General features: G+C 28.2%; 14 protein-coding genes and 2 tRNA genes. 10 read left to right on the forward strand and 6 right to left on the reverse strand.

The window, feature by feature from the left end; all coding sequences use genetic code 11:
- The 5 genes from CVV26_03050 to CVV26_03070 all read left to right on the forward strand — a co-directional run.
- The coding region (locus CVV26_03050; protein ID PKL72069.1) for a hypothetical protein at positions 1 to 513 on the forward strand (513 nt) is incomplete at its 5' end.
- 13 nt (positions 514 to 526) lie between these two features.
- The gene (locus tag CVV26_03055; protein ID PKL72070.1) at positions 527 to 631 is read left to right on the forward strand and encodes a hypothetical protein; all 105 of its coding nucleotides are present in this window, start codon (positions 527 to 529) and stop codon (positions 629 to 631) included.
- A gap of 153 nt (positions 632 to 784) precedes the next feature.
- Positions 785 to 2,233, forward strand: a complete 1,449-nt coding sequence (locus CVV26_03060) for a hypothetical protein (protein ID PKL72071.1) — start codon at positions 785 to 787, stop codon at positions 2,231 to 2,233.
- 53 nt (positions 2,234 to 2,286) lie between these two features.
- On the forward strand, positions 2,287 to 4,056 hold the full coding sequence (locus tag CVV26_03065) for a hypothetical protein (protein PKL72072.1): 1,770 nt from the start codon (positions 2,287 to 2,289) through the stop codon (positions 4,054 to 4,056).
- Between the two features lie 39 nt (positions 4,057 to 4,095).
- Positions 4,096 to 4,935 carry a bifunctional methylenetetrahydrofolate dehydrogenase/methenyltetrahydrofolate cyclohydrolase gene (locus tag CVV26_03070; protein PKL72073.1) on the forward strand — a complete coding sequence of 280 codons (840 nt, stop codon included), beginning with the start codon at positions 4,096 to 4,098 and terminating at the stop codon, positions 4,933 to 4,935.
- 66 nt (positions 4,936 to 5,001) lie between these two features.
- Here CVV26_03070 and CVV26_03075 read toward each other — a convergent pair whose 3' ends face one another.
- Genes CVV26_03075 through CVV26_03085 form a run of 3 tightly spaced genes read right to left on the reverse strand, consistent with a single transcriptional unit; the run spans position 5,002 to position 6,759 of the window.
- Positions 5,002 to 5,937, reverse strand: a complete 936-nt coding sequence (locus CVV26_03075) for a hypothetical protein (protein PKL72074.1) — start codon at positions 5,935 to 5,937, stop codon at positions 5,002 to 5,004.
- 22 nt (positions 5,938 to 5,959) lie between these two features.
- Positions 5,960 to 6,400 carry a hypothetical protein gene (locus CVV26_03080; protein ID PKL72075.1) on the reverse strand — a complete coding sequence of 147 codons (441 nt, stop codon included), beginning with the start codon at positions 6,398 to 6,400 and terminating at the stop codon, positions 5,960 to 5,962.
- Complete coding sequence (locus tag CVV26_03085) at positions 6,397 to 6,759, reverse strand: hypothetical protein (protein PKL72076.1); 363 nt, start codon at positions 6,757 to 6,759, stop codon at positions 6,397 to 6,399. Before CVV26_03085 ends, CVV26_03080 begins: the two co-directional genes overlap by 4 nt.
- 250 nt (positions 6,760 to 7,009) lie before the next feature.
- Here CVV26_03085 and CVV26_03090 point away from each other — a divergent pair.
- Positions 7,010 to 7,092, forward strand: a tRNA-Tyr gene (locus CVV26_03090).
- Positions 7,093 to 7,144: 52 nt separating this feature from the next.
- Here CVV26_03090 and CVV26_03095 read toward each other — a convergent pair.
- The 3 genes from CVV26_03095 to CVV26_03105 all read right to left on the reverse strand — a co-directional run bounded on the left by CVV26_03095 (position 7,145) and on the right by CVV26_03105 (position 9,987).
- Positions 7,145 to 8,236 carry a hypothetical protein gene (locus CVV26_03095; protein PKL72077.1) on the reverse strand — a complete coding sequence of 364 codons (1,092 nt, stop codon included), beginning with the start codon at positions 8,234 to 8,236 and terminating at the stop codon, positions 7,145 to 7,147.
- 26 nt (positions 8,237 to 8,262) lie between these two features.
- Positions 8,263 to 9,384, reverse strand: coding sequence for a DNA polymerase III subunit beta (gene dnaN, locus CVV26_03100; GenBank protein ID PKL72078.1), 1,122 nt, complete (start codon positions 9,382 to 9,384; stop codon positions 8,263 to 8,265).
- A gap of 243 nt (positions 9,385 to 9,627) precedes the next feature.
- Positions 9,628 to 9,987 (reverse strand): cell shape determination protein CcmA, encoded by a 360-nt coding sequence (locus tag CVV26_03105; GenBank protein ID PKL72079.1) that lies wholly within the window; start codon positions 9,985 to 9,987, stop codon positions 9,628 to 9,630.
- A gap of 223 nt (positions 9,988 to 10,210) precedes the next feature.
- On the opposite strand from CVV26_03105, the gene CVV26_03110 reads away from it, so the two are divergent.
- The 4 genes from CVV26_03110 to CVV26_03125 form a co-directional block, all read left to right on the forward strand.
- Positions 10,211 to 10,286: transfer RNA gene (locus CVV26_03110), tRNA-Ile, on the forward strand.
- Positions 10,287 to 10,343: 57 nt separating this feature from the next.
- Positions 10,344 to 10,481 (forward strand): 50S ribosomal protein L34, encoded by a 138-nt coding sequence (locus CVV26_03115; GenBank protein PKL72080.1) that lies wholly within the window; start codon positions 10,344 to 10,346, stop codon positions 10,479 to 10,481.
- Between the two features lie 117 nt (positions 10,482 to 10,598).
- Positions 10,599 to 10,940, forward strand: coding sequence for a ribonuclease P protein component (rnpA, locus tag CVV26_03120; protein ID PKL72081.1), 342 nt, complete (start codon positions 10,599 to 10,601; stop codon positions 10,938 to 10,940).
- Positions 10,941 to 11,049: 109 nt separating this feature from the next.
- On the forward strand, positions 11,050 to 11,945 hold an 896-nt coding region (locus CVV26_03125), incomplete at its 3' end, for a hypothetical protein (protein PKL72082.1).

Below are 11,945 nucleotides of genomic sequence, written 5' to 3' on the forward strand. Positions count from 1 at the left end.
ACAATCGCTCAAGAATATTTTCCTTTAACAAAAGAACAAGCAATAGAAAAAGGTTATCAATGGAAAGATCCAGAACAAAGAAATATTCAAATAGACATTCGAACAGAAGACCTGCCGGATAATATTAAAGACGTTAGCGACGACATTGTAAATAAAATTATCGAATGCGCTAATACAAAATGTACGGGGTTCAACCCCGTCAATTGTAATTGTACTAAGGCGTTTAAAATCATTAAACCAGAATTAGAATTTTATAAAAAAATGAATTTACCTTTGCCTAGATTATGTCCAAATTGTCGACATTATGATAGAATCAAACAAAGAAATCCTTTGAAATTATGGCATCGCAAATGTCAATGTAATGGAACACATTCGTCAAATGGAGTTTATAAAAATACGATTGAACATTTTCACGGCAATCAACCTTGCCCAAATGAATTTGAAACAACCTACGCGCCAGACCGTCCCGAAATAGTTTATTGCGAAAAATGTTATCTAGCGGAAGTGACATAGAAAAATTGAAAGCTTGGTTCAAGAAAATCACAGTTATAATGTTCCTTGCATTGCCGCAATAGATATTAAACGTATAAATCCAGCTTACAAAGAATGGCTAGCAAAATATATTGACTAAAATTCAAAATCTAAAACCTTTTTATTTTTTTTTGAATTTTGTCCACCAGCTGGCGGATTGCATTTGTAATTTATTTAGGATTTGTAATTTTGAATTTTATAACTTTTAACTTTTAACTTTTAACTTTTAACTTTACACTTTTAACTTTTGTTTATGTCTGATATTAAAATTCGAAAATTTAGATTAGCACCACCACCATCAGAATTGCCTATTTATGGAAAAATAGACGCCAAAGAATGCTGTTTTTTTGGTCGAACCAATTATCAAGCCATTATGGAAGAAAAAAGGTTTATTTTTGGCATTAAACGAAAAGATCGAAGACGACATATGTATGTCATTGGCAAAAGTGGCGTGGGCAAAAGTAACTTTTTAGAATTGCTGATTCGCCAAGATATTGCTTATGGTCATGGTGTGTGCATTATTGATCCCCATGGAGATTTAATTGAAACAATTTTAACTTTTATTCCCAAAGAAAGAATTAATGAAGTTGTTTTGATTGATCCATCAGATTTAAATTACCCAGTTTCTTTTAATCCATTACAAAGTATTAATCCTGAATTAAAACATCAAGTGTCTCAAGGGTTGATTGAAATTTTGGCAAAACAATTCGGCGCTAATTGGACACCACGACTAGAACATGTTTTTCGTTTTACTTGTCTAGCTCTATTGGATTATCCTCACGCGACAATGCAAGGAATGATTTCAATGCTAACTGATAGAAATTATCGTCAAAAAGTTTCCAGCTACATTGAAGATGAAATGGTAAAAAAATTCTGGGCCGTTGAGTTTGCTGATTGGTCAGAAAAATTTGACGCGGAAGCGATTATTCCTTTAGTGAATAAATTGGGGCAATTTCTTTCAAATCCATTATTGCGCAATATTTTTGGGCAAGAAAAAAATAAAATTGATCTAGAAAAAATCATGAATGAAGGAAAAATTCTTTTGATTAATTTGGCCAAAGGAAAATTGGGCGAAGAAAATTCCAGTTTTTTTGGTTCAATGTTTATTACCAAACTTTATCAAGCGGGTATGGCTCGAACTTCAATAAAAGAAGAAGATCGAAAAGATTTTTATCTTTATGCAGATGAGTTTCAAAATTTAATGACCGCCACCTTTGCAAATATTTTTGCTGAATCAAGAAAATATGGACTTTGTCTTATGGTCGCTCATCAATATATTGCCCAATTATTACCAAAAGTCTTGGCTACAGTAATGGGCAATGTGGGAACAATTGTTACATTTCGAATTGGTGGTCCTGATGCCATTAGTTTGGTGGCTGAAATGGCGCCAATTTTTCGATCTGAAGATATGATAAATTTAGGATGTCGAGAATTTTTTATCAAAATGACGATTGATGGAGAAACCTTTGACCCATTTTCAGCTGAGACGTTGAATATTTTACCTCCAACGCATCCTTCTTATCGAGAAGAAATTGTCAAGCAAAGTCGAGAAAAATATGCCTTGCCAATAGAAATCATTAAAAAAAATTTAGTACTAGAAAAAGAAATAAAAGAAGTTAAAGAAGAGGTAAAAAAAGAAATTGAAAAAAAAGAGGAAGCGAAAAAAGAAATAAAAGAAGAAGAATCAGAACCAATGATGTAAAAATATACACGGGTTGAACCCATGCAAATTTCTATTTTTTAAAGCCTATTTTTATGATAAACAATGATGAAATAACATTTTTTGCAAAAACTAATTTTCGAAATTTAGAAAAAGTTTTTGGTATTAAAAGAAAAGATCGACGCCAACATATGTATGTTGTTGGAAAAACTGGCGTTGGGAAAACCGCTCTTTTGAAAAATTTTGCTCTTCAAGATATTTACAAAGGAGAAGGAATCGCGATTGTTGACCCTCATGGACAATTTATTGAAGAAGTTTTAGAACAAATTCCTCCACATAGAATAAACGACATTGTTTATTTTAATCCAGCTGACACTGAATTCCCAATTAGTTTTAATATTTTAGAAGTTTCCGATCCAAAATACAAACATTTAATTGCTTCGGGATTAATTGGCGTTTTTACTAAAATTTGGGCAAATGTTTGGTCAGCTCGAATGGAATATATTTTAAATAATTGCATTTTAGCTCTTTTGGACACTCCTAGATCAACGCTTTTGGGAATCCCTCGACTTTTAGTTGATAAAAATTACCGCCAAAAAATTATTAATAATATAAAAGATCCTGTTGTTAAATCTTTTTGGATTAATGAATTTCAAGCTTGGGGAGAAAATTATCGCAATGAAGCTATTGCCCCAATTCAAAATAAGGTTGGACAATTTTTAAACGTTTCTTTAATTAGAAATATTGTTGGTCAATCAAAAAGCACAATAAATATTCCAGAAATAATGGATACTCAGAAAATTCTTTTGGTTGATGTGTCTAAAGGAAGGATTGGTGAAGATAATTCTTCTCTTTTGGGATCAATGTTAATTACTCAAATTCAATTATCAACAATGGAAAGAGTAAGAATTCCAGAAAATGAAAGAAAAGATTTTTATCTTTATGTTGATGAATTTCAAAATTTTGCAACCGATTCCTTTGCGGCAATTTTATCTGAGGCGCGAAAATATCGCCTTAATTTAATTGTTGCTCATCAATATATTGGTCAATTAGTCACTGACACCTCGACCAAGGTAAGAGATGCAATTTTTGGTAATGTTGGGACAATGATTGTTTTTAGAATTGGCGCGGCTGATGCTGAATTTTTAGAAAATGAATTTATTGAAAAATTTACTATTCAAGATTTAGTTAATTTACCAAATTATTGTATTTATTTAAAACTAATGATTGACGGAATGACCAACCCTCCTTTTTCAGCCCAAACTTTAGAACCAGTAGAAAATTTTTCTAAAGAAAAAAATAATAGAGAAAAAATTATTCGCATTGCTCGAGAAAGATATAGTCAATCTCGACAAGCAGTAGAAGAAAAAATTGCTCGCTGGTCAGGAATGTCAATAGAAACATTAAATGTGCCTTTGCCCCCTCGTGCAAGCGCTTCAGGTTTATATGATGCAGTTTGCGCTTTGTGTGAGAAAAAAGTAAAAGTGCCATTTTTACCAGACGGTAAAAGACCGGTTTTTTGTGAATCTTGTTTGAAAAAAGCCAAAAAAGGAGAAATAGAAATTCCTCAAAAGCTTTTACCAACTCCACTGGCTCAACCAAAGAAAAAGGAATTCTATTCAGAATTGGCAAATTTAGGAATAGAGTTTAACCCTTATCAAGAAAATATTTCTACTGATTCTTCGCAAACTTTTCCAACTCAAATACAACAAAAAGAACAAATAACAAAAGAAAAATATGAGACAGAATGTTGGGAGTGCAAACAAAAGATGCAGGTAAAATTTAAACCAGACAACGTGCGACCCATTTATTGCGCTGAATGTTTTAAAAAAAGAAAAGTAATTAATAATAAACCGAACTTTTAAAGTTTCTTAAAAATATACAAGGATTAACCCAACATTAAAATGGAAAAAATTTTAAAAGGAAACAAAATAGCTAAAAAAATTAAAAAAGAACTAAAACAAAAAATTGCTAAACTTAAAATTAAACCAGGTTTAGCAATTATTTTGGTTGGACAAAATAAAGCTTCAAATGTTTATGTAAAAATAAAAGAAAAAGCCTGCAAAGAGATAGGAATATATTTTGAATTATTCACTTTTAAAAAAGAAAAAACTATATTAGTTTTAGAGAAAAAAATTATTACCTTAATTAAAAATCTTAATAAACGTTTAGATATCCATGGGATTTTAGTTCAATTGCCATTACCTGCAGAACTAAACACAAATAAAATTATCAAAACTATTAATCCTAAAAAAGATGTTGATGGATTTCATCCTCAAAATATTAAAAACAAAATAATTATCTCTCCTGTTTTTAAAGCGATCATTGAATTTTTAAAAATTATTCCTACATCTAATTTAAAACAAAAAAAAGTTTTGATTATTGCTAAAAATAAAATTTTTACTGAACCTTTAAAATTTTTATTAAAAAAACTTAAATTAAATATTGCTATTTATTTTTATTCAAAAAATTACAAAATTCAAGAATTAAAAAAAATATCTCAACAAGCGGATATTTTAATTATTGCTATTGGAAAACCAAAATTTATCACCGCAGATATGGTCAAAAAGGATGCTGTTGTTATTGATATAGGTTATAATTTAATTAAAAATAAAAGCGTTGGGGATGTTGATTTTGAAAATGTTTTTAAAAAAATACGGTTTATCACTCCCGTTCCAGGAGGTATTGGCCCTTTAACAGTAGCTTTTCTTTTGGAAAATTGTTATGAAATAGCGATAAAATAATTTATTAACATTCAAATTTTGATACAATAAAAAACATAAATAAATCCCGTATTTTTATATATCTTATTAATCAATCAATTCTTCTATTTTAATTTTTCTATTTCTAAATAATTCTAAATCTTTTTTATTAATAAAAAAGATTTTTTTATTTTCAGTTTTATTTTTAATTAATATGCGTGTGGCACTATAATCAAAATCATAAGCATATAATACATCAGCTGTTGTTTTTAAAATTAAATTAAAAATTTCCTGAACATTTTCTTCTTGATAATCAGGGATTTCTAAAACAAAAGTAAAAATTTTATCTTTTAATGCCCACTGAATTTCTTTGGCTTCAAATTTTTCTTTTAGTTTTTTATCTTCAAACACAAAAGAAAAAAAATTATTTTTTTCTGTCTCATCTTTCTTTTTGGTTGTGGCAATTTTTATTCGTTGAGCAATTTGAGTAGCTAAAAAATCTGGCAAAAAAATTTCATTCATTTTAAAATTTTTTCCTTCCCAATCATTAATGATCTTGTCATTTTTATTTAATCCTTTTAATAATCTTTGAGAAAATTCACCTTTGGAAATATTTGCTAAGCGAGCTCGATAAACATCATAAAAATACCCTACAACAGATAATTCATTGCCATTTTCCATATCAACAGTTTTTATAACATAAAAATCTAAATTATTATCAGAACTCAAAGCTACTCTATGTGTTAAAAAAATCACATGATCAATTTTTTCTGCCACTTCTTTATTAAGTTTTTTCTCTTCTGCTTTATCATCTTCTAATAAATTACTTAAAGGGAAATAAACGCCGATAGTTTTATTAATAATCTCCACTTTCACATTATATTTATATTCTTTTTTAACTAATTCCATCAACTCTTTTTTTATCTCCTCATTTTTACTAGAAAAAGTTTTCTTTGACAAATCCCATTTACAGCCAGTAACTAAAACAGGGAGAACAATTATTATAAATATAAAAATAAAAATTTTAAAACTTCGAAAAAACATAGGAAATTATGAATTATAAATTTTAAATTAAATTAAATTTTGATTTTATTATTATCCCTATCCCGCTTAAAATCATTAAATCAGCCAAATTAAAAATAGGAAAAAATAAAAATTTTATAAAATCAATAACAGCATTATATAAAAAGCGATCAATTAAATTACTAAAAGCGCCAAAGATTATTAAACTTAAAGCAAAAACAATAGTCATATCTTTTTTAAGATAGCTTTTTATTAAGAAAAAAAATAAGCCCAATAAAATTAGGCTTATTAAAAAATACATTATAAATAGATTTAAATAAAAACCAAAAGCAACTCCAGAATTTTTAAATACTTCCAAGCTTAACCATCTAGAATTAAAAGAAAAATTTGAAGCAAGAAAAAAATATTTTAAAAAACGGTCAATAAAAAATAGAACTAAAGAAAAAAAAATAATTAAACCTTGTGGAAAACAGCTTTTGATCATTTTTTAATTTTAATACATTTTTGGCATAAAATAGCCGCGGGAAAAGCTAAAAAACGTCGCTCTTCAATTTCTTTGCCACATTTTTCACAAATTCCAAACTTATTTTTTTCTATTTTTTCTAAAGCCCGATTAACTTGCTGAAGAGAAATTTCCAAACTATTCTCTGTGCCAATATTTTCCTCAAATTCAGCTACCTCTGAAATATTTTCATCTTCTTCGTCCCCAAGATTAGGAAACTTAGCAATATAATCGCCTTTTACGTTTTTATTTTTTACAGCAATTTCATTTAATTTTTTTTTTAATTTTTCTTTCTCTTCTAAAAGACTTTTTTTTATCTTTTCTATAAAATTTTTATCCATAAAAAATTCCCTTTATTCTCTATTTTATGTTTTATTCCAAACAAAAAATAGGATTTATAAAAAATAAATAATCTCCTTATAGGAGAAATCTTACTAATAATTTATATATAATATACCAAAAATTTATACAAATTAAAAGAGGGCGTTGTATTTATCCACAATATTTATCCACACTTTGTCCATCTTTTATTTAAAAACTAAAACCAGCCTTGCTGTTTAACTAATTATATGCTAAGTTAAATAAACTTAAGGGTAGGTACCGGAGCGGTCAAACGGGACTGGCTGTAAACCAGTTGGCTTTCGCCTTCGGGGGTTCGAATCCCTCCCTGCCCATAGAAAAAATTATCATTCAAAATAAAAAATCTTTTATTTAATAAAGGATTTTTTATTTTTTATCCTTATCTAAATACCCTAAATATTTACTAGCAATGATAAACATCGCATGACTCCAAACCAAAGGATAAACACCCACTCTAAAATCAGAAAAAATTTGTTCGGGCAAATAATTTTTAAATTTACCTATTCTATCCAAAACCCAATTATAATATTTTTCTGATTTTTCTTTATCCCCTTTAAGGCCCCAATATATTGACATCCAAAAATTTAATAAAGGCCAAGCGCCTCCACCCTCTTGTGCTGATCCTTCACAATCAAAATAATCAAATTCAAAACGATGGACACCGTAGTTGACCACAATTTTTTTCTCAATTCTTTTAATTGTATTGATTATTTTTGGGTCATTCGCTGAATAAATTTCAAATGGCCAAACCAAACCCATCATAGAAGCGTCAATATTCAAATCATTAATTTTACCATTGTTTCGTAAAAAATATTTATTTCTTTGGTCATAAGCCTCCTTAATTTCAAAAAGCATTTGTGTTGCTGTTTCTCTCCAAATTTGAGTAGGGATAATTTCATCCGCCAATAAAAGCCCTTTAGCACAAGCAGCCAAAGAATAAGTATGATTATTTTCTATTTTTGTGGAAGTCTGCCGTTTATTTTCTTCCCAAAGATCCACTGTATTGGGAATAAAAAATTTCCCTCCCCAATTAGAACATACCCCGTCAGCTAAACGCTCAATTAAATCTTTAAACTTTAAAGCCTTTTTGAAATTATTTTTATAATGATGATGGATGGCCCACAAAATAGTACCCGCTTGATCAGGTTGAAACGCGCCTCCCATACTACCAAACCGACCATTTGTGGCATAATTGGCATATAGACATTTATATTTTTTAAAATTTTGCGGTCGATTATATAGCCATTGGAAAAATGGCTCTTGAATGGGGATTTTCAAAATATCTGCAGCAACACAAATATAAGCCGCATCTCTAGGCCAAATCCAACGATAATTTGCCGCCTCTCGAGAATAATAAGGCATATCTGTATTGGCAGCCACTATAGCCCCATTTTCTAAAGACGCGTGCCGAATAACCTTTCTTGAAAGTCTAATCAATTTTTCTACTTTTCTGTGCATAAAATAGACAAAAACTATTTAAATTTTTACTCCTTTTCTTTAAGAGGAAAAATAAAATAAAATAAATTTTTTTCTTCCATAGGAGACTTTAAAATTAATGGTTGTTTTTTATTAAATATTTCTAAAATCACCTTATCGCTTTTTAAACTTTGAACCCCATTTAATAAATATTTATAATCAAGAACAATCTCATTATCTTCCCCTTTAATATCCCCTTTTATTTTAGAAATACTTTCACCAATAACGCTATTAGAAAAAATAATTATTTCTTGATCCACAGAAGAAAATTTTAAACTAATTTCTCTTTTCTTGTTTGGAATAAATAAGCTTTGCCTTTTTATCCCTTTGATTAATTCGCCCACATCTAATAAAACTTTTGTTTTATATTCTTTAGGGATTATTTGCGGATAATCAGGAAATTTCCCCTCAATGGTTCGTGAAATTAATTCTATGTTTTGGAAAGAAAAACAAATTTGGTTTGTATCAATACAAATTTTAATTATCTCGTTTTCTTCTTCTGGCAAAATTCTTAATAATTCTTGACATGTTTTAAAAGGGATTATTATTTGTTTTATTAGATCTGCTGAATTTTCTTGAAAAGAAATTTTTTTTTCAGCAATTTGAAAACTATCCGTTCCTGCTATTGTCAACCAATTAGGCTGAGAATTAAAATTTAACAAAGCCCCACTTATTTCTGGCCTTAACTCATTAAAAGTAATAGCAGAAATTATTTGCTCCAACGCTTTTTTAAAGTCAATAATTTTTAAATTATATTGAATTTTATTTTTTAATTCTGGAAGTGTTGGAAATTCAGCAAAAGCAATTTTATTAATTTGCATTTTTTGATTATCACATTCTAAAAACATTTTAGAGTTTTTTATTTCTATTTCAATAGGTTGTTTAGGTAATAAAGCAATATAGTTAACTAAAAATTGACAAGGAATAATAAATTTTCCTTCTTCTTTAGTCTTTCCTCTAATTTGACATTTAATCCCTATTTCTAAATTTGAAGTAATTAATTCTATAGTGTTGTTTTTTATTTGGATTAATACATTATTTAATATAGGTAAATAAGAATTTTTTAAAGCAATATGACTAACTAAAAATAATCCTTTATTTAAATTTTCTTGTAAGCAAGTAAATTTCATAGAGTTATTTATATTAAATATATAAATTAAAAAAATTAATAAGAATAATAAGGGGGGTGTGGATTGTATGGAAAAGTAGTTTTTAAAAGTAAGTGATGGGTTTTGTGTAGAAAAAAAGTGTGCGAAAAATATTAAAATTTTTTTAATATTTTGTGGAAAATTTATAGAAATAAAAAAACTCTTTTTTTATTAAGAAGATATTAATAAAAAATCCACAAGAAAAAATAATTTTTAAAGAAGTTATTAACTCTTTTTTTCTTCTTCAATGTTCATTGTGCATTTGCCATTAAAAATTGCTCCTTCGGCGATAGAAATAGTTTTTGTTTCTATGTCTCCAAAAATTTTAGCTGTTGGAGTTAATTCTATTTTTTTTAAAGCCTTAATATTCCCTTTAATTTTACCGCTAATTATTATATTAGTAGCGTTAATATTAGCATTGATTTTTGCTGTTTTTAAAATTTTAAGATTACCTAAAGTTTTTAAAGTTCCTAAAACAATTCCAGCAATTATTACATCGCCTTCGCCATTAAAGTCGCCCTCTAATTTAACAGAAGGGCCGATAATTGTTTCCGTTGTTTTTTGAATTTCTTCTTTTTGAAACATAAAATTATAAATTAATTTTTAAAAGTGTATTTAAAATTTATTTTTTATATTTTTATATTAGCTTTTTTTTTTATAGAAGGCAATTAAATTTTTTTATTTTTTCCACATAATTTAAACATAATTTGATTTTATCTTTATTTTAATTTATATTTAGTTTAGAGTTTTGCGAAAATAAATCACCGGGTTTGTTTATGAGAATGTTAATTAAATTTATTAAATTTTTGCGCGTGTAGCTCAGTGGTTAGAGTATCACTCTTATAAAGTGGGGGTCGATGGTTCAAATCCATCCACGCGCACCATAAAAGTTATAAAGTTATAAAGTTATAAAGTTATTTTATTTATTTTATTATTTTTTTATGCCAAAAAGAACTTATCAACCAAAAAAAAGACAAAGAGCAAAAGAACATGGTTTCCGCAAACGGATGTCCACAAAAAACGGTCAAAATGTTTTGAAAAAAAGAAGAGCCAAAGGAAGAGAAAAATTGAGCGCTTAATTTAAAGATATTAAGGCAAAATTTAATATTTTAATCAAAGCTTAATTTAAAGTTTAATTTTAAAGAACTTTTTTTAACCCAAGCTTAAAAAATAATTTTAATTATAAAAATTATTTTATGTTACCCAAACAATATCGTTTAACTAAAGATAGAGATTTTAAATTTATTTTTCGAAAAGGCAGAAATTGTTTTAAAGGAGAATTTGGGATAAAATTTTTAAAAAATAATTTGGATGTTTCTCGTTTTGGGTTTGTTGTTTCAAATAAAATAGCTAAAAAAGCGAATAAAAGAAATTTAATTAAAAGAAGATTGCGGGAAATAATTAGAAAAAATTTGTCAAATATTGAGGTTGGGCTTGATGTTATGATTATGGCTCGACTAGAAATTAAAAAATTAAATTTTTTTGAGCTAAAAGAAAAATTAGAAAGAACCTTATGGCAAATTAGAATTTTGAATTAATTATAAACCCCCTTAACCCCCCTTATCAGGGGGGGGCAAAGAACACCTTGCTTTTTTATAAAATTACATGATACTTTAATCAGTTTTTAGCTTTCTTAAAAAGAAAAATATGAAAAAAAATATTTTTAAAAAATTGCTTTTTATTTTTTTTGTTACTTGTTTTTTGTTCCTTGTTACTTTTTTTACAATTCCAGTTTTGGCGTGGGACGAACCTAATTGTGATCCTGGCGAAATATGTCCCGTGCCTTTAAAAATAATAACAACTAGTGATGAAGCGCAAACAAAAGCAGGAGCTTTGACAGTTTCCACTACTGGTAACGCTAATTATAAAGGGTTAAGCGTTGGTGATTACAACAACCCTATTATTTATACGAAAGGGCAAAATCTTATTTATGGAGTTATAAAAGATGATGTTTTGACAAAGGGGAATTTAATGCTTTTGCAAACAGGGATTGGGAATGATAAATTTAAAATTGATAAAGACGGAAATGTTATTGTGTCCGGTAAAATTTGTTTTCAAGAAGACTGTAAATCAAAATGGGAAGAAGTTGGGCTCCCAATTGGAGCATCAGGACAAACATTAAGGTATAATAGTAGTAAAAATTTAATAGCAAACGATGTAATTTTTAATAATGGAAACTTTGTTGGTGTTGGGACAACTGATCCAAAAGTGAAATTAGATATAAATGGAGTAACTCGAGTTAATTCTCTTCTCCAGGTTGGTGGTGCAGATACGGCATATAGTGATGGCCGTAGAGGGATTTTTGTAGATAATGGGGCTTCCACTTCATGGGAATTTTTAACATTACAAAATAATGACGGAGTAGCAGTTAAAATTCTAAGGAATGGTAATATTACTACAAAAGGGAATCTAACAGTAACAGGTACAGCAACATCTCAATTCTTTGGGGCAGTAAAGGTTGTGGGGAATGGAACTGATAAAGGGTTAATGGTTGGGAATATAGATTTTCCGTTTGCTTTAACTGGAAATCAAAATCTTATTTA

The sequence above is a fragment of the Candidatus Kuenenbacteria bacterium HGW-Kuenenbacteria-1 genome, assembly GCA_002839745.1.
GTDB lineage: Bacteria > Patescibacteriota > Patescibacteriia > UBA2591 > PGYQ01 > PGYQ01.